Source organism: Umezawaea beigongshangensis, assembly GCF_016464305.1.
In the GTDB taxonomy this organism is placed as follows: domain Bacteria; phylum Actinomycetota; class Actinomycetes; order Mycobacteriales; family Pseudonocardiaceae; genus Umezawaea_A; species Umezawaea_A beigongshangensis.
Map to the genome: position 1 here is coordinate 692,691 of NZ_JAEIOJ010000002.1, position 22,190 is coordinate 714,880.

Sequence of the window (22,190 nt, forward strand, 5' to 3'; positions counted from 1 at the left end):
ACATGGCAGTCGCGCCCGCGACGTCGCACGAACCGTTCGTGCACCCGGCGCTGTTCTACGCGGGCAGCGCCGAGTACCTCGCGGGTACCGTCCCCTTCGTCACCGACGGCCTCGACGCGGGTGAGCCGGTGGCGGTCGCCGTGCCGGGACCTCAGCTCGACCTGCTGCGCGCGGCCCTGGGCGAGCGTGCCGGGCGGGTCCGCTTCCTGGACATGACCCGTGCCGGGCGCAACCCCGGCCGGATCATCCCGTGGGTGTTGCGCGCCTTCGCCGACCAGCACTCCTCCGGTCACGTGCGGATCATCGGCGAGCCGATCTGGCCGGGGCGCTCGGAGACGGAGTACCCGGCCTGCGTCCAGCACGAGGCCCTGATCAACCACGCCTTCACCGGTCGTCACGTGACGATCCTGTGCCCGTACGACACGGTCGGGCTGGACCCGCTCGTGCTCGCCGACGCCGAGGCCACGCACCCCGTGCTCGTCGACTCGCGCGGGCAGCGGCCCAGCGAGCGCTACGCGCCCGACCACGTCGTCCGGACGTACAACAGGCCCCTGTCCCCACCGCCTCCCGGCGCCACCGCCCTCGCGGTGCGCACCGAGGAGCTGGGACTGCTGAGGCGCGTCGCCGCCGAGCGGGCCCGCACGGCCGGTCTGAGCGGCGAACGCGTGGAGGACGTCCTGCTGACGGTCACCGAACTGGCGGCCAACAGCATCGTGCACGGCGGCGGGAGCGGCACGGTCCACCTGTGGGCGGACGCCGACCACCTCGTCGTGCAGAGCAGCGACTCCGGGCACATCACCGACCCGCTGGCCGGTCGGCTCCCGGCCGCTCAGCAGCAGACCGGCGGCCGGGGCCTGGTGCTGGTGAACCACCTCGCCGACCTGGTCCGCGTGCACAGCACCGCGGTCGGCACGGTCGTCCGGGCGCACTTCGCCGTCGGTCGCGGAGCGGACGGCGCGCCCCCTCCGGTGTGATCCGGTCGTCCCCCGGCTCGGAAGCCGGGCACGCCGCTGCCGGGCGCACGGCGACGTGGTCACCGTTCCCGCGCTGTGACCGGCCGGCCGCGACGCACGACTAGGCTGACCCGCGAACCGCTTCCGCCCCATCGACGAGGAGAACGCCCTTGCCGGACAGAGCCGAGCACGCCCGGGTGATCCAGACGACCCCGGACGTCCAGCTCCTGCGGGTCGACGTCGACCACCCGCGGGGCGTGCCCGTCGTGCGCGTGGTCGGCGAGATCGACATGAGCACCGCGTCCACGCTGGGCGAGCGCCTGTCCGCGGCGTTCGAGGACGCCGCCGCCGACGCGTCGCCCGAGGCGCCTCGCCCGGTCGTGGTCGACCTGAGCGGCGTGGGCTTCCTCGGCTCGGTCGGACTCGCCCTGCTCGTGGAGTACCGCGAACGCGGCATCGACCGCGGCACCCCCATGAACCTGGTCGTGTCCTCCCGCGCGGTGCTGCGATCGCTCCAGGCCACCCAGCTGGACGCGCTGCTGGCCGTCCACCCGACGCTCGACGACGCCCTCTCCGCGGTCAGCGGCTCCTGAGGTCCCGTCAGGACGCGCCGGGTCGCGCGGCGGTGCCGTCCGCTCGGGCGGCACCGGCCCTGCTCTCCCGGTACGCCTCGACCCTGGCCCGGCCGAGCCACCGCGGACTCATCTCCACACCCGGCGGCAGCGACAGCACGGGTTCGAACCTCACGTCCTCGTGAGCCTCGCCGCGCACGACGAGCGTGGCCACCGCGCGCCACTCCCCGTCCCGGCCGCTCTCCTCCACGGTGAAGTGCAGCGGGATGTTCCGCGCCGCGGTCGCCAGCGCGCCGGGGTTCGGCGGGATCCGGCGGGTGCGGCGCTGCGGCACCGCGCGCAGCCACACGAGGTCGCCGTCGCGCCGGAACGGGACGACGCTGCCGTAGCAGCGGCCCTCCCAGTGCGTCGACGGCAGCGGCGTCATCCGGCTGACGCGGTTCCCGCCGGAGGTCGACAGCAGCACGTCCCAGTGCCGGTCCCCGCCCAGCGGCACGCGGACGGCGAGCCCGAGCACGTCGGGCAGCGAACCGGGTGTGCCGGCCCCCTTGGACAGGCGCACCAGCACCTCGTGCTCCCCCCGCGGCAGCGGCAGCACCGCGGGACCGTCGGCGTCGAGCGTGCCGCGCAGCACCAGGCCGTCCGGGTGCAGGGCACGGGTTCGGCGCAACCGCGCCAGGGCGGAGAAGACACTGCTCATGGAACGTGCGTACCCAGAACCGCCGCCGTCATCCGCATCCGGGTGAACCGGGCGTCAGAACAGCAGGCCGTCCGGCCCCGCGCCGTTGCTCTCGCGGATCAGGTGCCTGTCCCAGCCGTCCCACACCTCGCCGGTGAACGCGGCGAGCCGCTCGGCCTTCTCCGCGGCGGCGTGGACCAGCACGACGAGGACCTTGGCGCTGGTCCCGGCGCTGGCGAGGCCGCGCAGCCCCTCGTTCTGCAGGGCGACGTCCGCCGCAGCCTGCCCGGTCAGCAGCGCCGTGGCGGCGAGCACCGCCCGGTGCCACGCCTCCCGCTCCCGCTCGTCGGCGTCGGACGGCGGCGTGAACGCCGGCCGGATCGGGAACGCGGGGTTCAGGCCGCCCTGCGGCAGGCCGTCGAGCAGGAAGTCGCCCAGCACCTCGGAGGCGATCAGCGCGCCCGTGCCGGAGTCACCGGCGTCGATCACCTCGGCCACCAGGGCGTCGCGGGTGTGCGGTCTGTTCGACAGCACGGCGGCGACCGCCGTCGCCGCCAGCTCCCCCACGTGAGCGCGGTGGAGCTCCAGTTCGAGGTCCGGCACGACCCGCACCGGGGCGTCGTCACTGCACATCGTCTCTGATCTCGCTCGGCGTCTCGTACCGGTACGAACCGCACCCTGGGGCGTGCACCGGGCAAGTATCGAGGGCGCTGCGCCCACGGCCGCCCCGCGTCACACCGATGCCGTGATCACCACCCGGATCGGAGGTCGACGCCGGAGCGGTGGCCACGGCACGCGATCGTCCGGGTCGGCCGGTTCGGACCGGCGTCTCGTGCGGAGCACGCGGATCGACCAGCGGGGTGACACGCGCCCCCTCCGGCGTGGCGCTCGGTGAGGACCGAACGCCACCGGCCCGCCTGGGGACGGCCGGTGGCGGAGAACGTCCCCCGTCCGGGGAGGATGCACGACCCGAACGGGCGTGCTGCACGGCGGAGCGGGCGGACGCGCTCGATACTGTGGCCTCGGACACTGGGCCGCGAGCGCTGCGCGGAGGAACGGGTTGTGACGACTCTGACGATCGTGCACTGCGCGGGGTGCGGCGCGGCCGACGTGCTCCCGCCGTCCGACGGGGACCTCTCCCACCGGTCGTGCGCCGCGCAGGCGTGCGCCGCCGGGCCGTGGCGGTGCGCCGACTGCGGCGAGGAGTTCACCGCGTACCCGTGTCCCGCGTGCGGCTCCTACCGGTTCGGCGTCGGCGGAGGGCCTGCCCGGCACGCGCCCGACCAGCCGTGCACCGCCACGTGCTGGCGGTGCGGCGAGCCCGTCGGCAGTCGCTGACCGGCGATCCGGACGGGCGGTCAGCCGGCCGCAGGGGAGCGCGGACGTGCCGCGCTCCCCCTGCTCTCAGCCGAGCTGCTTCTCGATCTCGGCGAGCTCGTCGTCGGTGAAGTCGAGGTTGCGCACCGCGGCGACGTTGTCCTCCAGCTGCCGGACGCTGCTGGCGCCGACCAGGGCCGAGGTGACCCGGCCACCGCGCAGCACCCACGCCAGCGCGAGCTGCGCGAGGGTCTGCCCGCGCTGCTTCGCGATCTGGTCGAGACCCCGCACCGTGCCCAGCAGGTCCTCGGTGATGCGCTCCTCGGACAGGAACGGGCTGGCGCTGGCCGCGCGGGAGTCGGCGGGGATGCCGGAGAGGTAGCGGTCGGTCAGCAGGCCCTGCGCGAGCGGCGAGTAGGCGATGGACCCGGCGCCGACCTCGTCGAGGACGTCGAGCAGGCCGTCCTCCACCCAGCGGTTGACCATGGAGTACGAGGGCTGGTGGATCAGCAGCGGCGTGCCGAGCTCGGCCAGCGCGCGCGCCGCCTCGCGGGTCTGCTCGGCGGAGTAGTTGGAGATGCCCGCGTAGAGCGCCTTGCCCTGCTGCACGGCCGTGTGCAGCGCGCCCATCGTCTCCTCGATCGGCGTCTCCGGGTCGGGACGGTGGGAGTAGAAGACGTCCACGTGGTCCAGGCCGAGGCGGCCCAGGCTCTGGTCCAGGCTGCCGAGGACGCTCTTGCGCGAGCCCCACTCGCCGTGCGGGCCGGGCCACATCAGGTAGCCCGCCTTGGTGGAGACGACGATCTCGTCCCGGTAGGGGCGGAAGTCCTGCTGGAAGATCCGGCCGAAGTTCTCCTCGGCCGATCCGGGCGGCGGGCCGTAGTTGTTGGCCAGGTCGAAGTGCGTGACCCCGAGGTCGAACGCACGGCGCAGCACGGCGCGCTGGGTGTCCAGACCGCGGTCGTGGCCGAAGTTGTGCCACAGGCCCAGTGACACGGCGGGCAGCTTCAGGCCGCTGCGTCCGGTGCGGCGGTGGGGCATGGTGTCGTAGCGGGAGTCTGCGGCGACGTGGGGCACGGTTCTCCTCGGCGTTGCGGGGTTCACCAGCGGCGAGACCCGGTCGGTAGAAGTCTAGTGGGGCGCGCCACCGTCCTGAGGGGACTTCCGCCTTGCGCGGGCCCCTCGACACCTGTCAGCTTGTCGCTGACGTCGCTCAACGGCGCGGCGCCCCCCTCTCGACAGGACGGCCCCATGACGCGCGACATCCCCGTCGGCGACGACCTCGTGCAGCTGCGGGCGGGCGGGGTCGGCCTCGTGCTCGACCTCTCCGGCGGCACCCTGCCGCGCGTGCTGCACTGGGGCACCGACCTCGGCCCGCTCGACGCCGCCGAACTGCGCGCGCTGCGCACCGCGCTGCGCCCGCAGCCGATCGGGAACTCCGTGGACGGCCACGTGGAGGTGTCGGTCCTGCCCGAGCAGTCAGCGGGGTGGCTCGGCACCCCCGGCCTGATCGGCAACCGGGCCGGGGCGGACTTCTCCACGGCGTTCGCGGTGCGCGACGTGACGCTGCGTCCCGACGGCGACGGCGGGCGCCTGGTGGTGCGCGCGGCCGACGACACCGCGGCGCTGGGCCTCGTGCTGACCGTCGAGCTGACCCCGTCCGGGCTGCTGCGCCAGCGCGCCGAGATCACCAACCGGGGCGCCACGCCGTTCGCGGTGGACGCGCTCGACGTGGCTCTGCCGGTCCCGCAGGAGGCCGTGGAGCTGCTGGACTTCACCGGGCGGTGGCTGCGGGAGCGCAGCCCGCAGCGCGCGCCGTGGAACCACGGCCGGCACGTGCGGGAGAACCGCAGGGGACGCACCGGGTTCGACTCGGCGTTCCTGCTGGCGGCGGGCACGGCCGGGTTCGGCAACCGCGGCGGCCGGATCTGGGCCGTGCACACGGCCTGGTCGGGCAACCACCGCACGGCCGCCGAGCGCAGCTACCACGGGGTGCCGCTGCTGACCTCCGGCGAGCTGCTGCTGTCCGGGGAGGTCGTCCTCGCGCCGGGCGAGTCCTACGGCTCGCCGTGGCAGTACGGCTCGTTCGGCACCGGCCTGGACGAGGTGTCCGCGCGGTTCCACCGGTACCTGCGGTCGCGGCCGGGCCACCCCTCGTCGCCGCGCCCTGTCGTGGTGAACACCTGGGAGGCGGTGTACTTCGACCAGGACCTTCCCCGGTTGCGCGCGCTCGCGGACGCGGCGGCGGAGGTCGGGGCGGAGCGGTTCGTCCTGGACGACGGCTGGTTCGGCTCGCGGCGCGACGACCGGCGCGGCCTGGGCGACTGGCACGTCTCGGAGGAGGTGTGGCCGGACGGCCTGACGCCGCTGATCGAGCACGTCACCGGCCTCGGGATGCGGTTCGGCATCTGGGTCGAGCCGGAGATGGTCAACGAGGACTCCGACCTGGCGCGGGCGCACCCGGACTGGATCATGGCTCCCACCGGGCGGCTGCCGAGGCCGTCGCGGTCTCAGCAGGTGCTCGACCTGGCCAACCCCGAGGCGTTCGCCCACGTGCTGGAACGCCTGGACGCGCTGCTGTCGGACAACGACGTCTCCTACCTGAAGTGGGACCACAACCGGGACCTGGTCGAGGCGGGACGTCCGGGGCCTGGCCGGGCGGGGGTGCACGAGCAGACGCTGGCCGCCTACCGGCTGATGGACGAGCTGAAGCGCCGCCACCCCGGCCTGGAGATCGAGTCCTGCTCCTCCGGTGGCGCGCGGGTGGACCTGGAGGTGCTGGAGCACACCGACCGCGTGTGGACCTCCGACTGCATCGACGCCCTGGAGCGTCAGGACATCCAGCGCTGGACCAGCGCGCTGATCCCGCTCGAACTCGTCGCCGCGCACGTCGGCCCCACGACCGCGCACACGACGCACCGCACGATCCCGCTGGACTTCCGCGCGGGCACGGCGCTGTTCGGCCACTTCGGCGTCGAGTGGGACCTGACGGAGGCCACCCCGGCGGAACGCGCCCGGCTGCGCGAGTGGGTGTCGCTGTACCGGGAGGTGCGGGAGCTGCTGCACTCCGGGACCGCCGTGCACGCCGACCACCACGACCCCTCGCACCGGGTGCACGGCGTCGTGGCGCAGGACGGCTCCGACGCGCTGTTCGCGGTCGTCGCCTCCGGCACGTCCCCCGACTGCCCCACCGGCCCGGTGCGGCTGCCGGGCCTGCTGCCGGGCACGAGCTACCGGGTGCGCCCGCAGCCGCCCGGTGACGTCCCGGACGGCCCCGCGCACGCGCAGGGGCTGGCGCTGCCGTGGTGGACCCCGCAGGGCGCGACCCTGCCCGGCCGGGTGCTCGGCGAGGTCGGGGTGCAGGCTCCGGTGCTGTTCCCCGAGCGCCTGGTGCTGATCCGGGCGACCGCGGGGTGACGCACGTTGACACCGCGTCGACGAACCGATTGAGTCCGGTGCGCGGAGATCATCGTCAGCAGCACCTGATTGCGAGGACGTCGTGAACCCCTCCAGCCTCGCGTCCGAGGCGCTCCCGCTCGTCGACTTCGCCAGGGCCTCCCGGCACCCCGGCGGCGGCTTCGGCTGGCTCGACGAGCGCGGCGCCCTGCGTGCGGGCGAACCCGTCGCCACCTGGATCACCGCCCGGATGACGCACGTGTTCGCCCTCGCCGACGGCCTGGACGTCCCCGGCTCCGCCGAACTGGTCGACCACGGCGTCGCCGCGCTGCGCGGCCCGCTGCACGACGACGAGCACGGCGGCTGGTTCGCGAGCACCGCCGACACGGCCAAGACCTGCTACGAGCACGCCTTCGTGGTGCTCGCCGCCAGCAGCGCCGTCGCCGCGGGCCGCCCGCACGCCGCCGACCTGCTCACCGAGGCCCTGGCCGTCGTCGACCGGCGGTTCTGGGACGACGACGCGGGCCTGGCCCTGGAGAGCTGGGACCGCGCGTGGACGACCACCGAGCCCTACCGCGGCGCCAACAGCAACATGCACCTGGTGGAAGCGCTGCTCGCCGCCGGTGACGTGACCGGGGACCCCGGCTGGCACCGGCGGGCGCTGCGCGTCGCCGAGACGCTGGTGCACGGCGTCGCCGCCGCGCACGACTGGCGGCTGCCCGAGCACTTCGCGCCCGACTGGACGCCCCTGCTCGACCACAACCGCGACCGGCCCGACCACCCGTTCCGCCCCTACGGCACCACGGTCGGGCACTGGCTGGAGTGGTCGCGCCTGCTGCTGCACCTGGAGGCGAGCCTGGGACGGCACGCTCCGGACTGGCTGCTGCCCGACGCGCGGCGGCTGTTCGACGCGGCGCTGACGCGGGGCTGGCACGCCGACGGGCACGACGGCTTCGTCTACACGCTCGACTGGCAGGACCGGCCGGTCGTGCGCTCGCGGATGCACTGGGTGATCGCCGAGGCGGTGCTCGCCGCGGCGGCCCTGACCGCGCGCACGGGCGACGAGGACTGCGCGCGGGCGCACACGCGGTTCTGCGAGTACGCGCTCGCCCACCACGTCGACCGCGAGCACGGGAGCTGGCACCACGAGCTGACACCGGAGGGGCTCCCGTCCGCGACGGTGTGGAGCGGCAAGCCCGACGTCTACCACGCGTTCCAGGCCGCCCTGCTGCCCCTGCTGCCGCTGGCACCCGTCGCCGCGGTCTCCGTGCGCACCTCCGGCTCCGCCCGCGCCGCCGTGCGCGGCGCCGAACCGAGCCGGGTCTGACGACCGCGTGCGTCAGGCCCGGTGGTCGTGGACGTGACGCACGATCGTCGCGGGGATGTCCGGCAGGGAGAGCACGGTCTTCACGAGCCCGGTGTCGATCGCGGCGGACGGCATCCCGAAGGCCGTCGAACTGGCCCGGTCCTGCGCGAGCACCGTGCCCCCGCAGCGCGAGACCGCGCGGACGCCGGCCTGCGCGTCGGTGCCCTTGCCGGTGAGCACGACCGCCAGGACGCGGGGTCCGCACGTCACCGCCAGCGTCGCCAGCAGCAGGTCCGCCGAGGGCCTCGCCGGAGGCAGCTCCCCCGCGTCGATCAGGCCGATCCGGGCCTCCGAGGTCACCAGCAGGTGGCGGGCGGGCGGCGCCACCAGCACCGTGCCGGTCTCCAGCTCGTCGCCGTCGCCCGCCGAACGCACCCGCAGCGCGGTGCACCGGTCCAGCAGGCCCGCGAGCAGGCTGGGGTGGTCGGGGTGCAGGTGCTGCACCACCAGCACCGCGGCGGGCAGGTCGGCGGGGAGGGGAGCCAGCACCGTCGACAGGGCGTCGAGGCCCCCGGTCGAGGTCACCAGCGCCACGACCGGGAACCGCAGCGCGCAGGGGTCCCGCACCTGCTCGCTCACACGTCGGGCAGCAGTCGGGCGGGCGAGGTGGGCCACTCCAGCAGCAGCATCGTGGCGTCGTCCTGGAGGCTCCCGTGCTGGTGGTCCAGGACCGCGTGGACGATGCGGCGCAGGGTCTCCGGGGCCGGCAGCCCCTCGCGGTGGTGGTGCTCCACGAGGTCGACCAGCCGGTCCAGCCCGAACTGCGTCCCCGCCTCGTCGCGCGCCTCGACCACGCCGTCGGTGTAGAGCAGCACCCGGTCCCCCGGTTCGAGCTGCTCCCGCTCCAGCTTCGGAACCGCGCCGACCAGGTGCCCCAGTCCCAGGGGCGGGCAGGACACCCCGCCCAGGTTCTTGAGGAACCCGTTGCCGCGCAGCAGAACCGGCGGGGGGTGCCCGGCGTTGAGGTGCTCGAAGACCCCGGTCTCCAGGTTCAGCTCGGCGAGCAGCGCCGTCGCGAAGCGGGTGTCCGCGTTCTGCTCCGCGATCGCGCGGTCGGCGAACGCGGCGGCGTCCACCAGCGGAAGGCCGCCGCGCCGCGCGTTGCGCGTGGCCGCCAGCGCGAGCCCCGACGTCGTGCCCGCCCGCGTGTCGTGCCCCATGGCGTCGAACACGGCGACGTACGCCCGGTCGCCGTCCACGGCGTAGTCGTAGGCGTCACCGCCGACCTCCGCGTACGGCTCCACGACGGCGGTCACCACCACGCGCGGTGTGGCGAAGGTCTGCGGCGGCAGCAACTGCCACAGCAGCTCGGCGGACAGGGTCAGCTGCCTGCTGCGGCGCACGACGTGGAACAGGTCGCTGTAGTGGGCCTTGCTGCTGACCACGTGCGCCAGCAGGCCGGACAGGGTCCAGCACTGCTCGCGGATCCACGAGTCGTCCGGGTCCGTCCCGGCTGGCAGCGCGACGCGCAGCACGCCCAGCCGCTCGGTGCCGTCGAGCAGCGGCAGCCACAGCACGCCCCCGTGCTCGTCCTCGTCCCGGACGATCGCGCACAGCTGGAACGTGCGACCCGGCACGCCCTCGTCCACCGGCAGCGACGGGCCCGCGTCGGCCGCCACCGGGTGCAGCTGCCGCTGCGGCAGGTCCACCAGGTAGAACCGGACCTCGATGCCGAGATCGGCCACCGCGGCGTCCACGAGGGACACCAGACCGTCCGCGCTCACCAGGTGGCCCTCGTTGACGATCGCGCCGAACGCGGCGTACCACGACTCCACGCGCCTGATCACGATCCGAGCCTAATCGGTCCCGCGGCACGGGGGCACCCCAGCACGCCGAGCGAGAGGCGGACCCGTCCCGCGGGTGCGCCGAGAGGGCGTGTTCGACCGGACGGCTCGAATCCGCGGTCGGACGAGGAGAGTCGTCGCCCTCATCTTCGCAGTGCACGGGGTGCCGACCGGAACCGGCTGCACGGTCACGCCGAACCCGCGCAGCTCGACGCGCGCTCCTGGTGCCTGAACGCGAACCGAGCACGGGCGGATCGACTTCGGTCCACACTGAAATTATGAAGAACATTCACACCAGTGAGCCGGGGAAGGCCGGGCGGGCGGCCTTCCCCGGCGCGTCCGGTCAGCCCGCGAGCGTCCAGACCGCCGACGCGATGGCGTCCGCGTTGCGGTCCAGGGCGGTGGCGTTCACGTTCGCCGTCGTGTCGCACGCGCGGTGGTAGCAGCGGTCGAACGCGACGCCCGACGTGCCGCCCCACTTCTGCGCCTGGGCTGCCGTCTTGGTCACCTCGGCGCCGGAGAACGTGCCCCCGACCGGGATGCCCGCCGAGGCGAACGCGGCGTGGTCGGACCTGCCGCCCACGCTGGTCAGCTCGGTGGGCACGCCGATCGACGCGTAGTACGCGCTCAGGGTCTGCTGGAGCGCCAGCGATCCGCTGGGCTGCCCGGAGGAGCTGTAGACGAAGTAGCCGGGGTTGGGCGAGCCGGTCATGTCGAAGTTGAGGTACGCGTCGATGCGCGACCTCTCCGCCGACGTCAGCGAGTTGACGTAGTACGTCGAGCCGACCAGGCCCAGCTCCTCGGCGCCCCACCAGGCGAACCGCAGGTGCTTGGTGGGCGCGAAGCCCGACGAGGCCACGGCGAGCGCGACCTCCAGGATGCTCGACGACCCGGTGCCGTTGTCGTTGATCCCCGGACCGGCCGCGACGCTGTCCAGGTGGCCGCCCACCATCACCACGTTGCTCGTGTCACCGCCCGGCCAGTCGGCGATCAGGTTGTAACCGGTGGCGCCGCTGCGGGTGAAGGTCTGCACGCGGGTGGTGAAACCGGCCGCGTCCAGCCTGCCCTTGATCCAGTCGACCGAGGCGAGGTAGCCCGGACGGCCGTGCGCCCGGTTGCCGCCGTTGGCGGTGGCGATGCTCTGGAGCTGCGCCAGGTCGGCCTGGACGGCGGAGACCGAGATGTTCGGCGCGGCCTGGGCGGCCGGGCCGGTGGCGGGCGTCGCGGTGGCGGTACCGGCGCCGAACAGGGCGAACGTCGTCACGAGGGCGGCGATCGACCGGCCCCGTCGTGTTCTCGTGGTCACAGGTGACTCCCGCAGGGAGGGGAAGGGACGCCCTCCACCGTGCCGGGAGCGCGATCGGCGCCGCTAGGTGCAGAAGACTGCTTCGGGCGTTGACTCGTGACACCTGCGCCCCGACCGTCCACAGGGGACGACACCGGGGCGCGGCGTCCGCACGCGCGCCCGTCGCCCCGGACGATCCGGCGACGTCGGGGACACCACCCGCCGGGTGAAGCCCCGACGAGGGCGGTGGCCGCACCGGCGCTGCGCCGAACGCCGGGAACGGAGTCGTTCAGCCGTCCCGGTCGTCCCGGCCCCGATCGGCCGCCCGCCGGGCCTGCTCCAACCGGCCGATGCGCTCCTCGTAGCTGGCGACGGCCGACAACCGGGCCCTGACCCTGGCGTGCTCGTCGCGGATCTCGTCGATGAACCCGCGGGCCCGCACGAGGTCCGCCGGGTCGTCCGGCGCGGTCACCCGCTCGTGCTCGGCGCTCGCCACGCGCTCCTCCAGCGACGCGAGGTGCGTGCCGATGCGGTCGATCTGGTTGGCGTGCCAGTCCAGGTCGCCGCGCAGCGAGTCGACGCGGTGCGCCAGGTCCGAGCGCTCCGCCTCGTCCCGCGACCGGACGAGGGTCGCCTCGTCGCGCAGTTCGGCGCGCGTCTCCTCCAGCAGGTGGCGCAGCGAGCGCTCCACCCGCTCGGCGTGCTCGGCGGCGATCACCTCGATCCGGAGGCGCAGACGCCGCCAGAGCGGCGCTCCGGCTCGCCGCACCACCGCGCGCGCGACGTCCCTGGCATCTCGGGAACCGGTCATGACAGCAGTCGGATCCTTCCCTGTGCGTCCCACTGCCGCAGCAGCGCGGACTCGGCGTGCAGGCGGTGCTCGGCCGTGACGCGCACCGGATCGCCCCAGGCGTGCTGGAAGATCGTCTGGTCCGGATCGTCCACGATGGACGTTCCGGTCAGGCGCACGGTGGCGTCCGGGAACAGCTCGGTGAACACGAAGGCGGCGAGCGTCCCCGTCGTGGACCACACCGCCTCCTCGCGGTCCAGGCCCAGCAGGTCCAGCAGCGGCACGGTGAACTCGTAGTTCGGTACCGGCACGAAGCCCAGGTCGCGCGGCCACCAGTGCGGGATCGCCTCGGGCTCCCAGTGCAGCCTGCCCGGTTCGACCACCAGGTACATCCGCCGCCGGTAGCCGGCGAAGGTGAACGGGCTGGGGATCACCCCGCGGTGCAGCACGACCACGTCGCAGCGCGAGCCCAGCGTCGGCCGGTCGCCCGGCCGGTCGAGCGCGAAGCTCGTGGCGCGCACCACCAGGTCGCTGCCGTCCACGACCGCGGCGCGCGCGGCGTCGGGGGCCATCGGCGCGTTGCCCACGATCGTGATCGTGCGCGGCGACGCGGCGCGGGAGTAGGAGGCGACGAGATCGCGCAGCACCGTCCGCTGCGAGGATGGTGCCGTCGTCTCGACGGTCGAGGAGTGCGTCATCGGCTGCTCCGGATCGGCGGGGACGGATCGGTGCTGGACCGGACGGAGGGGATCGGGCGGGTGGCGGAGCAGGTCGTGGCGGTGGTGCCGGCGCGAGGCGGATCGGTGGGGTACCCAGGGAAGAACCTCGCGCCGTTCCTGGGACGGCCGCTGGTCGCGCACGCCGTGGCGACGGGGGCGGCGGCGCGGGGCGTCGGGCGGGTCCTGCTCACGACCGACGACGACGCCATCGCGGCGGCCGGCGCGGCCGAGGGCGCCGAGGTCGTGCGCCGTCCGGCGGAGCTGGCCACGTCGGAGAGCCGGACCGTCGACGCGGTGCTGCACGCGCTGGGTGTCGCGGACGTGCCCGACGAGGCGCTCGTGGTGCTGCTCCAGCCGACGTCGCCGCTGCGCACCTCCGCCGACGTCGAGGAGTGCCTGGCGCTGCACGGTTCGCGTCGCACCGGTTCGGTGGTGCAGGTCGCCGAGTCCGGCGAGCACCACCCGTGGAAGGCGTGCCTGCTCGACGACGGCGTGCTCGTGCCGTCCCGGAACTGGGAGGACCTGGAGGCGCCGCGGCAGGCGCTCCCGCCGGTGCTGCGGCCGACCGGCGGGGTGTACGTGCTGCGCGCGGGCGACCTGCGGCGGCACGGCCGGTTCTTCGTCCCGGCCGTGCTCGCGCAGGTGGTCCCGACCGAGCGCGCCGTGGACGTCGACGGCGAAGCGGACCTGCTGCTCGCGCGGCGACGTGCGACCGGGGCGCTCTGAACGGCGTCAGGAGACACCGGCGGTCACCCGTTCCGGCCGGTCGACGAACTCCTTGTAGAGCGGGGGCCGCCACAGCTCCTGCCCCTCCAGCAGCGCGCTGATCCGCTTCCGCGCCCCCGGTTCGCCGAAACCGAGGTAGGCCGTGGGGCGCGGCATCGCGTCGACGCGGCGCAGCGCGGCCAGCACCGCGTCGCGGTCGGCCGGCACGTCCAGCACGCCCGCCGCTCGGCTGCGGTTGCGCTGCCTGCTGCCCACGTTGACGCTGGGCGTGCCCAGCACCGGCGCCTCGCGGACCCCGGCCGAGGAGTTGCCGACCACGGCGGTGGCGTGCCGCATCAGCGCGGCGAAGTGCTCGAAGCGCATCGACGGCAGGCGCACGAAGCGGTCGCCCGTCAGCCGGTCGAGCTGCTGCCGCACGTCGGTGCAGCCCTCGTCGTTGTTGGGGTCGACGACCACCCAGTTGCCGCCGTCGGCGAGCACCGCGTCCACCAGGGCCGCGGTGTTGGGGCCGTTGGCCTCCGGCTCGGTGGTGACCGGGTGGGTCATCAGCACCCGGTACCGGTGGAAGCCGATGCCGTAGTGCGCCCGCACGTCGTCCAGCGACGGCAGGTCGGGCGAGGTGAGGATGTCGATCTCCGGGCTGCCCACCTCGAAGATGCGCTCCGCCTCCTCGCCGAGCTGGAGCAGCCGGTCGCGGGCGACCCCGTTGGCCACCAGGTGCACGTGGGCGTGCTTGGAGACCGAGTGCCGGATCGAGTCGTCGATCGTCCCGGAGACCTCGCCGCCCTCCACGTGCACGACGCGCACGTTGGTCAGCGAGCCGACCAGCGCGCCCGCCAGCGCCTCGACGCGGTCGCCGTGCACGACGATCGCGTCCGGCCGCTCCTCGTGCACGAGCCTGGTCAGCGCCTGCACGGTGTTGGCGAGCACGAGCGCCATCGGCTCGCCCTCGACCTGGTTGGGGATGAGGTGCAGCCGCCGCAGACCGGCGCGCTCGATCTCGTGGACGGTGTAGCCGTAGCGCCGCAGCAGGTGCATGCCGGTCACCACGACCCGCGCCGACAGCCGGACGCTGTCCTGCGCGGCGAGCATGACGTCGCGCATCTTGCTGAAGTCCGCCCGCGTCCCCGTCACGAACAGGACCTCGCGGGGACGCTCAGGCATCGACGAGATCGTCCCAACCGACCTGGAGGTCCGCGGGCAGGTCGCGGGCGGCGGTGCGTCCCAGCACGCGCTCGTAGTCCACGGCCCTGATCTGCCCGGTTCCCGGACGCTTCACCCAGACGTTGGCGGCGCTCAGCCGCTCACCGGCGGCGACCGGCGCGGTCGTGACGACGCAGGCGTAGGCGAAGTCGATCGTCGGCTGCTCGGCGGCCAGGACCTCCTTGCTGCCGCCCAGGCTCGCGTGGATCAGCCTGGAGCCCTCGACCAGCCTGCCGAACTCCTCGGGCGTGGAGGAGACGGGGATGTCCGGTCCCGGCCAGCCGGCGTCGGAGGTGAAGTGCCGCTCCAGCACGCGGGCGCCCAGCGCGACCGAGCCCAGGCAGGGGTAGATCGACGTGGTGTGGTCCGACAGCCCCAGCACCGCGTCGGGGAACGCCTCGCGCAGCTCGTCGAGGGCGCCGAGGCGCACCATCTCCGGCGGCGTCGGGTACAGCGACGTGCAGTGCAGCAGGGCGAACCCGACACCGGCCGCGCGCAGGATCTCCACGGCCGGCCGGATCGAGGCGATGTCGTTCATGCCCGTGGACAGCACCACGGGCTTGCCCAGGGACGCGATGTGCCGCACCAGCGGGTAGTTGTTGCACTCCCCGGAGCCGATCTTGTACGCGGGGACGTCCAGCTCGGCCAGGCGGTCGGCGGCGGCGCGGGAGAACGGCGTGGACAGGAAGATCATCCCGCGCTCCTCGGCGTGGGCCTTCATCTCCCGCTCGTCCTGCGCGGACAGCGCGCAGCGCTCCATCATCGCGTAGATGGGCTCGTCGGCGTTGCCGGGCACGACGTCGTTGGGGATCATCTCGTCGGTCACGACGTGGGTCTGGAACTTCACGCACTCGACCCCGGCGTCCGCGGCGTCGTCGATCATCCGGTGCGCCTTCGCGGGATCGCCCTCGTGGTTGATCCCGATTTCGGCGATCACCAGCGGTGGGAACTCGATTCCCACAGGACGGTCTCCGATGGAGAAGGCCATGTCAGATCCCCTTCGTGAAAGCACCCGAACACCACAGCCGTCGCCGAGGAGAGGTGGTTCGAATTCCGCGGAACCCGTGCACGCACGCTGCGCGACAGATACCGGAAGAAGACGCCCGCGACGTCGTGAGGCGTCCGGACGCGGTTCGGCGGTAACACCGAACCGACTTGCCGGCACGTCCCGACCGCACTCGCGAGCGTCGTCGTCGGGCGAACCTTACCCGTTCGGGTGAGATCATCGTCAACTGCCCAGGTCGTCCGGTTCGTCCGGAGCCACCACGGCGCACCGGACCCCGTCCGCCCACCGCACGGTGTGCGTCACCTCGGAGGACACCGGGAGCTTTCCCGTTCGCGCCACCGGACCGGTGATCAGCGCGTCGGCGGGCCGACCGCCCGGCGGGCGATGGCGGGTCGTGTGCGCGGGCCACGACGCGCGACCGGGCGGCGAGATCGCGAAAGCCACGCACTGTGACGACCTGAGGAATTGCTGAAGATTGCGCGCGAGCGCCCGGAACGTCGACCACGGGCGCGCGACACCGTCGTCCGGAGATGTCTTCGCAGCTCTCTTTCCCGCATCTCCCCGATTCCCGGTCCGTGTTTTCAGAGCTTCGCGAGGACACCCCCGCGGAAGCGGTCGAACTCCGCGCCAGCAGATGCGGTCCGTGATCGCAGAAGTCATTCTTTCGCGGTCGCGGGGCAGTTCCAGAGCGGTGACCTCACCGAGTCCCGAGCCGGCGCCGGTGACCACGGCCCGGTGGCCGGTCCGGTCGGGGGTCCGGTCCGTGCTCCACGCGGCCACGGCCGCTCCTCGGCACGAGGCGTCGTCCCGGGGTGGACCCCACCGCGGGAGTCCGCGTCGGTGTCCTCGGTGTCCTCGGTGTCCTCGGTGTCGTCGGTGTCGTCCACGACGGGGTGCGGGGGCGCGGCGTCCGCCGCTTGACACCGGAATGCTGATGCGACAACGATCGTCGCGACCGGACCGGGAGGGAACGGGGTCGCGCCATGAGCAACACCGAAGCGGCTCCGGCGGAGCTGACCTGCCGTGCCGAGCCCGAGCGCCGGGTGGTCCAGGTGCTCACCGCGCGCGAGGTGCCGCTGGGCGGCCCGCGCGCGATGCGGGTGCGCCGCACCCTGCCGCAGCGGGCGCGCTCCCTCGTCGGCGCGTGGTGCTTCGCCGACCACTACGGCCCCCACGACGTCGCCACCGGCGGCGGCATGGACGTGGCCCCGCACCCGCACACCGGGCTCCAGACGGTGAGCTGGCTGTTCAGCGGTGAGATCGAGCACCGCGACAGCTCCGGCGCGCACGCCGTGGTCCGGCCCGGCGAGCTGAACCTCATGACCGGCGGGAGCGGCATCTGCCACTCCGAGGTGTCGACCCCCGGCACCACCGTGCTGCACGGCGTGCAGCTCTGGGTGGCGCTGCCCGACGAGCACCGGCACACCGGTCGCGACTTCCAGCACCACGTGCCGCCCGTCCTGCGCCTCGGCGACGCCGAGATCCGCGTCTTCCTCGGCACCCTCGCCGGTCGCACGTCCCCGGTGAGCACGTTCACGCCGCTGCTGGGCGCCGAACTCGTCCTCGCTCCGCACGCCCGCCTGGAACTGGAGGTCGACCCGGCCTTCGAGCACGGAGTCCTGCTGGACACCGGGTCGGTGGCGGTGGCCGGCCACGACCTCTCCCCCGCCGAACTGGGGTACGTCGGCGCGGGCGGGCGAACCCTGGAGCTCGTCAACCGCACCGGGACGCCCGCCAGGCTCCTGCTGCTCGGCGGCACGCCGTTCGCCGAGGACGTCGTGATGTGGTGGAACTTCATCGGGCGCGACCACGAGGAGATCGCCGAGTTCCGCCGGGAGTGGCAGGCGGAGTCCGACCGGTTCGGCCGGGTGGAGGGCTACTCGGGCACTCCGCGGCGGCTGCCGGCCCCCGTGCTGCCGAACGCCCGGCTCACGCCCCGCCGCGGTCCCGGCCGCGACTGACCCCCGATCCTCCCGGAGGGAGGCGCGCGGCTCGGGCGGTGAACGACGACGCGCCCCGCACGATCGGGAAGCCGGCTCGGCGGACCGGGCTGACGGCCGAGGCGGCCCGGCTCACCGGCCGGGCCGGTCGATCACACGTCGAAGTGCAGGCTGACCGTGGTGCCCGTGTCGCGGGGCTGGATCTCGACGAGGTCGCAGAGCTGGCGCACGACCCACAGGCCGACGCCGAGGCGCTGCCCCGGAGCAGGCGGCAGGTACCCCGCGAACCAGTCGGCGAGCGGGGCCGGGCCGTCGTCGGCGACGTCGCAGACGATCCTGCCGCCGGTGCGCCGCAGCGCGATCCACCCGCTGCCGCCGCCGTGGTCGAGGACGTTGGTGGCCACCTCGTTGACCGCGACGACCGCGTGCTCCGTCCTCGTGGGCGACAGGCCCAGCGAGTCGGCGGTGTCGGCGACGAAGCGGCGCACCGCCGCCAGGTCGGAGCCGAAGCGCAGGACCGCGCCGCCCTCCCCGGCGACCGCGGGCGCGCGTCGTGCGCCGGTGGTGAGCAGAGCGGGGGCCAGGTACGCCGGGCTGGTCTCGGCCAGGGAACCGACCACCAGGTCGGGGTGGGTGCGGCGCGCGTCGTCCACGATCCGCTCCGGCACCACCCTGGTGTCGTACGGGCAGACGATCCAGGCCGGGGAGTCGGCGAAGGCCAGGTTGATGACGGACTCGTACCGCGTCCACTCGGCGACCGCCAGGTCGTCGCGGCCGTGCCACACCGGCTCGCCGATCACGCGGACCCGCCCGTCGCCGTCGGCGCGCTCGTCCACGTAGCGGTGGTAGGCGGCGAGCGTGCGGCCGGGGGTGTCGTACCAGGTGTCGGCGTCGACGAACCGGACGTGCCCGGCGTCGGCTCCGAGGCCGTCGCGCAGCAGGTCGGCGTTGGTGGCCGTGGTGACGGCCAGAACCGCGTCGCCCCGCTCCAGGCCGTCGCGGCAGAACGGCACGGTCGCCGCGAGGAACTGCTCGTCGGCGCCGTACAGCAGACCCTGGTGGATCAGCCCGCGGGCGTCGGCCGCACCGGTCACGCGACGTCCCCCTCCGGGAGCAGGACCAGTCCGGGGGTCCGGTCCCAGCCCAGCAGCCGCACCACTTCGCACAGCACCGGCGCCGGGTGCGCGAGCCGCATCCGGCGGTGTCCGCCCAGACGCGCGGCGGCGTTCGCGAGGGCCCGCAGTCCGGCGACGTCGATGAAGTCCAGGGCGCTCAGGTCGAGCACGACGTCACCCGGCCGGTGCAGCACCGCGTCCAGCGCGGCGACGAAGTGGTCGTGGGTGCGGTCGTCCACCGTGCCGATCACGCGCAGACGGCGTCGCCCGGCCCGACCGGCCGGGACGAGCCGCAGCGAGTCGTGGCCGCGCAGCGGTGGCGGTTCCACCGACCCCCGGTGACAGCCGTCGAGCACCTCCAGCTGATCCGGGCCGAACAGGCGCGCGTCGTACTGGCAGACCGCCGACACCGGCCGTCCGGCGAACACGGCGTCGACCTCGCGCTCGTACCGCGCCAGCTCCGCGGTGCCCACGCTCTCGCGCACCGCCCAGCTCATCTCGCCGCAGATCCGCAGACCCGAGAACCCCTCCGCGAGGCTCGCGTCGACCTCCCGGCGCACGGTGCCGACCATCGCAGCGGCGTCGAACCGGCCGGAGGCCAGGTAGGAGTCCGCGGCGGGGACCAGCCGCAACCGCCCGCCGAGCAGGGCCGCCCCGGTGTCGACGCCGGTGGACGCCAGCCAGTCGAGCACGATCCCCGGCGTGGTCCGGTCCACGAAGCACAGCACCCGCTCCCCGCGCGACAGTCCGGCCGACAGGTACTCCGTGACGACCGGGCGCTGCTCCGCGTCGTCGGCGAACGTCAGGCAGAGGTGGTCGCCCGGCACGATGTCGCGCACCGGACGCTCCCCGCCGATCGCTGCGGTCACCACCGTCTCGCGCCTCCCACAACCCGAGCCCTCCGACCCGCCTGCGACGTCCCCGCGGTTCACGACCCCGCGCCGTGATCCCACCATAGTGGGCCGCACCAGCCCGGCGTCCCGAACGGTGCCGCGCCCGCGCCGGAGGGTGGTGGCACGACCGGGAACCACCGCGGTGGTTCCCGGCGGGAACGACGTCGAGAAGTGCGTCACAACGCGCCGGGCGCCCGCGCTCCACGATTTCGTTGCACGTGTGAAGACGAGAGGTGCGGACCGCTTTTGTGAATGCAAAGTCGTGTCGTGATGCGGACGAGATCTGACAGAGATCGACCTTCCGGCCCACCCCCGCGTCCCAGCCGGACGGGTGCAACCCGTTGCACGCCAACGGGTTCCACCCCGATAACGACTTCTGCGGGAATTTTCGGCCCGCACCCGCCGGAGCCGCCGGCGATCGCCGCGCGCGTCCGCGCCGAGAAGTCCGATCCGGACGCGGAAATCGTCGCGCGCCTTGACAACGAGCAGTTCGCGCACGACGCTACGGACGCGCTCTCACGGGATGTGGCGCCCTTTTGTCGCCCTTCCCACGCCCCGGCGGTCCCCCTGAAGTCGCCGGTGAGCGGAGACTGATCTGCCCTGCAAAAAGAGGAGTTCGTCCCATGCGCACCAGAACGAAGTGGGTGAGCGCGCTGGTCGCGGCATCCGCGGTGGCCGCGGCCGCGTCCGTGATCACGCCCGTGCTGGCCTCCGGACCCGACCTGCTTCCGATCACCGTGAGCAACGACAGCGGACGCTCGGACTCGGTCCACCTCTACGTCCTGGGAACCGACATCCGCGGCGGAAAGCTCGGGTACGTCGACCAGTCCGGCACCTTCACCGCGTGGTCCCCCGGCGCGAACCCGCCGGTCCCCGCGCCGGACGTGTCCATCGCGGGCCCCGCCGACGGCAGCAGCATCACCGTGAAGGTCCCCCGGCACATCTCGGGCCGGGTCTACATGTCCTTCGGGGAGAAGCTGAAGTTCTTCCTCACGCCCGACGGCCTGGTGCAGCCCGCGCCGTGGTCGCCGGGCGACGCGAACCACGACATCCTGTTCGACTGGAGCGAGTTCACCTACAACGACGCGGGCCTGTGGCTCAACAGCTCGCAGGTGGACCAGTTCGCCGTGCCGCACGCGGTCAGCGTGACCGGTTCCAGCGGCGCGACGAAGACGACCGGTGAACTGGTGCCCGGCGGTCGCGAGAAGGTCATCAGCGGCGTCAAGGCCCAGGCCGGTTGGGACAGGACCGTCGTCACCCGCTCCGACGGCACCGTCCTGCGGGTCCTGGCACCGGGCAAGGCGGCCGACGGCGGTCTGTTCAGCGCGGACTACCTGGACCCCTACATCGCCAGCGCGTGGAACGCCTACACGAGCAAGACGCTGACCGTGGTGCCGTTCACCGACCAGCCGAACGTCAAGTACTTCGGCCGCACCTCGGGCGACACGATGAACTTCACCGACGCCTCCGGCAAGCAGGTGGCGTCGTTCGCCAAGCCCAGCACGTCGAACGTGTGGGGCTGCGACGGGGCGCTGGGTGCGCCGAACGACCAGGTCGTCGGTCCGATCGCGCGCACGCTGTGCGCGGCGCTGCACCGCTCGACGCTGGGCACGATCGACACCCAGCCCGGCGGTGGCGCGGCCGACTTCTACCGGGGCGCGCTGACCAACCACTACTCGCGGCTGGTGCACGAGAACATGGTCGACGGCCGGGCCTACGGCTTCGCCTTCGACGACGTCCAGGCGCAGGAGTCCCTGGTGCACGACGGTGATCCGCGCTCCGCGGGCATCACGCTGACGCCGTTCACCGGTGGTGGCGGCAGCCCGCAGCCGCCGACCACCGCGGCGCCGACCAGCGCGGTGCCGACCAGCAGCGGCCAGCAGCCGGCGCCCACGTCGGCCGCCCCGCAGCAGCCGGCGGGCGGCTCGGTCGTCAGCGACTGGCAGGGCAGGTGCCTGACCGTGCCGGGCGACGACATCACCGACGGCCGGCGACTGGCCGTGGCGGACTGCACCGGTGCCGCCGGTCAGCGCTGGGAGTTCGCCGACGGCGCGCTGCGCGTCGGCGAGAACATGTGCGCGGACGTCGCGTGGGGTTCGACCGACAACGGCGCGCCCGTCCAGGTCGCCACGTGCAGCGGCAACGCCGCGCAGCAGTGGGTGCTGAGCGAGACGGGCGACCTGGTGAACCCGCAGGCGGACAAGTGCGTGGACATCGCCGACTGGAACGCGGCCAGCGGCGCCGTGCTCCAGATCTGGGAGTGCGGTGGCACGGCCAACCAGAAGTGGCACCTCGTGTAGCGGGTGCGGGAAGGAGGGGCGTCGGTCCGCGGGACCGGCGCCCCTCTTTTCGTCCTGTGTGGACGGTCGAGGCCCGGTGCGGGCCACTCCCCCGGTCGCGACAGGATTACCCCGCCGTCCCGGTGGGCACATCACACGGGTGACGA

General features: G+C 73.8%; 20 protein-coding genes. 8 read left to right on the top strand and 12 right to left on the bottom strand.

Features of this window, described 5'->3' with window-relative positions:
• The first annotated feature begins 2 nt into the window (after positions 1 to 2).
• Together IMZ35_RS07680 and IMZ35_RS07685 are read left to right on the top strand one after the other, a co-directional pair.
• On the top strand, positions 3 to 974 hold the full coding sequence (locus tag IMZ35_RS07680; protein WP_199440198.1) for a sensor histidine kinase: 972 nt from the start codon (positions 3 to 5) through the stop codon (positions 972 to 974).
• A 149-nt stretch (positions 975 to 1,123) separates the two neighbouring features.
• Positions 1,124 to 1,546 carry an STAS domain-containing protein gene (locus tag IMZ35_RS07685; RefSeq protein WP_229370885.1) on the top strand — a complete coding sequence of 141 codons (423 nt, stop codon included), beginning with the start codon at positions 1,124 to 1,126 and terminating at the stop codon, positions 1,544 to 1,546.
• A gap of 7 nt (positions 1,547 to 1,553) precedes the next feature.
• Here IMZ35_RS07685 and IMZ35_RS07690 read toward each other — a convergent pair whose 3' ends face one another.
• Positions 1,554 to 2,225, bottom strand: a complete 672-nt coding sequence (locus IMZ35_RS07690) for a hypothetical protein (RefSeq protein ID WP_199440199.1) — start codon at positions 2,223 to 2,225, stop codon at positions 1,554 to 1,556.
• 54 nt (positions 2,226 to 2,279) lie between these two features.
• Positions 2,280 to 2,837, bottom strand: a complete 558-nt coding sequence (locus IMZ35_RS07695; RefSeq protein WP_199440200.1) for a hypothetical protein — start codon at positions 2,835 to 2,837, stop codon at positions 2,280 to 2,282.
• A gap of 429 nt (positions 2,838 to 3,266) precedes the next feature.
• Here IMZ35_RS07695 and IMZ35_RS07700 point away from each other — a divergent pair, with 429 nt between their 5' ends.
• Positions 3,267 to 3,542, top strand: coding sequence for a hypothetical protein (locus IMZ35_RS07700; RefSeq protein ID WP_199440201.1), 276 nt, complete (start codon positions 3,267 to 3,269; stop codon positions 3,540 to 3,542).
• Positions 3,543 to 3,608: 66 nt separating this feature from the next.
• Here the strand turns inward: IMZ35_RS07700 and mgrA are convergent, their stop codons facing one another.
• Positions 3,609 to 4,598, bottom strand: coding sequence for an L-glyceraldehyde 3-phosphate reductase (gene mgrA, locus IMZ35_RS07705; RefSeq protein WP_199440202.1), 990 nt, complete (start codon positions 4,596 to 4,598; stop codon positions 3,609 to 3,611).
• A 174-nt stretch (positions 4,599 to 4,772) separates the two neighbouring features.
• On the opposite strand from mgrA, the gene IMZ35_RS07710 reads away from it, so the two are divergent.
• Both IMZ35_RS07710 and IMZ35_RS07715 read left to right on the top strand, forming a co-directional pair.
• The gene (locus IMZ35_RS07710; RefSeq protein ID WP_199440203.1) at positions 4,773 to 6,938 is read left to right on the top strand and encodes an alpha-galactosidase; all 2,166 of its coding nucleotides are present in this window, start codon (positions 4,773 to 4,775) and stop codon (positions 6,936 to 6,938) included.
• A gap of 82 nt (positions 6,939 to 7,020) precedes the next feature.
• Complete coding sequence (locus IMZ35_RS07715; RefSeq protein ID WP_199440204.1) at positions 7,021 to 8,244, top strand: AGE family epimerase/isomerase; 1,224 nt, start codon at positions 7,021 to 7,023, stop codon at positions 8,242 to 8,244.
• Between the two features lie 12 nt (positions 8,245 to 8,256).
• Here the strand turns inward: IMZ35_RS07715 and IMZ35_RS07720 are convergent, their stop codons facing one another.
• The 5 genes from IMZ35_RS07720 to IMZ35_RS07740 all read right to left on the bottom strand — a co-directional run bounded on the left by IMZ35_RS07720 (position 8,257) and on the right by IMZ35_RS07740 (position 12,840).
• Positions 8,257 to 8,862 carry a chemotaxis protein CheB gene (locus IMZ35_RS07720; protein WP_307867843.1) on the bottom strand — a complete coding sequence of 202 codons (606 nt, stop codon included), beginning with the start codon at positions 8,860 to 8,862 and terminating at the stop codon, positions 8,257 to 8,259.
• Positions 8,859 to 10,070, bottom strand: a complete 1,212-nt coding sequence (locus IMZ35_RS07725) for a PP2C family protein-serine/threonine phosphatase (protein ID WP_307867844.1) — start codon at positions 10,068 to 10,070, stop codon at positions 8,859 to 8,861. Before IMZ35_RS07725 ends, IMZ35_RS07720 begins: the two co-directional genes overlap by 4 nt.
• 340 nt (positions 10,071 to 10,410) lie before the next feature.
• Complete coding sequence (locus tag IMZ35_RS07730) at positions 10,411 to 11,373, bottom strand: M28 family metallopeptidase (protein ID WP_307867845.1); 963 nt, start codon at positions 11,371 to 11,373, stop codon at positions 10,411 to 10,413.
• A gap of 268 nt (positions 11,374 to 11,641) precedes the next feature.
• Positions 11,642 to 12,163, bottom strand: a complete 522-nt coding sequence (locus IMZ35_RS07735) for a hypothetical protein (protein WP_199440205.1) — start codon at positions 12,161 to 12,163, stop codon at positions 11,642 to 11,644.
• Positions 12,160 to 12,840, bottom strand: coding sequence for a hypothetical protein (locus IMZ35_RS07740; protein WP_229370886.1), 681 nt, complete (start codon positions 12,838 to 12,840; stop codon positions 12,160 to 12,162). Before IMZ35_RS07740 ends, IMZ35_RS07735 begins: the two co-directional genes overlap by 4 nt.
• Positions 12,841 to 12,870: 30 nt before the next feature.
• Between IMZ35_RS07740 and IMZ35_RS07745 the strand changes: the two genes are divergently transcribed.
• Positions 12,871 to 13,587, top strand: coding sequence for an acylneuraminate cytidylyltransferase family protein (locus IMZ35_RS07745; RefSeq protein WP_199440206.1), 717 nt, complete (start codon positions 12,871 to 12,873; stop codon positions 13,585 to 13,587).
• 6 nt (positions 13,588 to 13,593) lie between these two features.
• Here IMZ35_RS07745 and neuC read toward each other — a convergent pair whose 3' ends face one another.
• Together neuC and IMZ35_RS07755 are read right to left on the bottom strand one after the other, a co-directional pair.
• Positions 13,594 to 14,751, bottom strand: coding sequence for a UDP-N-acetylglucosamine 2-epimerase (gene neuC / locus IMZ35_RS07750; RefSeq protein WP_199440207.1), 1,158 nt, complete (start codon positions 14,749 to 14,751; stop codon positions 13,594 to 13,596).
• On the bottom strand, positions 14,744 to 15,751 hold the full coding sequence (locus IMZ35_RS07755; RefSeq protein WP_307867846.1) for an N-acetylneuraminate synthase family protein: 1,008 nt from the start codon (positions 15,749 to 15,751) through the stop codon (positions 14,744 to 14,746). Before IMZ35_RS07755 ends, neuC begins: the two co-directional genes overlap by 8 nt.
• A gap of 1,028 nt (positions 15,752 to 16,779) precedes the next feature.
• Between IMZ35_RS07755 and IMZ35_RS07760 the strand changes: the two genes are divergently transcribed.
• Positions 16,780 to 17,757 carry a pirin family protein gene (locus tag IMZ35_RS07760; protein WP_199440209.1) on the top strand — a complete coding sequence of 326 codons (978 nt, stop codon included), beginning with the start codon at positions 16,780 to 16,782 and terminating at the stop codon, positions 17,755 to 17,757.
• A gap of 131 nt (positions 17,758 to 17,888) precedes the next feature.
• Here the strand turns inward: IMZ35_RS07760 and IMZ35_RS07765 are convergent, their stop codons facing one another.
• Positions 17,889 to 18,830: a sensor histidine kinase gene (locus IMZ35_RS07765; RefSeq protein WP_199440210.1), complete on the bottom strand. Its 942-nt coding sequence runs from the start codon at positions 18,828 to 18,830 to the stop codon at positions 17,889 to 17,891.
• Entirely contained in the window at positions 18,827 to 19,690 is an 864-nt protein-coding gene (locus tag IMZ35_RS07770) for an MEDS domain-containing protein (protein ID WP_199440211.1), read from the bottom strand. Before IMZ35_RS07770 ends, IMZ35_RS07765 begins: the two co-directional genes overlap by 4 nt.
• Positions 19,691 to 20,367: 677 nt before the next feature.
• Here IMZ35_RS07770 and IMZ35_RS07775 point away from each other — a divergent pair.
• Positions 20,368 to 22,044 carry a beta-1,3-glucanase family protein gene (locus IMZ35_RS07775; RefSeq protein WP_199440212.1) on the top strand — a complete coding sequence of 559 codons (1,677 nt, stop codon included), beginning with the start codon at positions 20,368 to 20,370 and terminating at the stop codon, positions 22,042 to 22,044.
• The last annotated feature ends 146 nt before the right edge of the window (positions 22,045 to 22,190 follow it).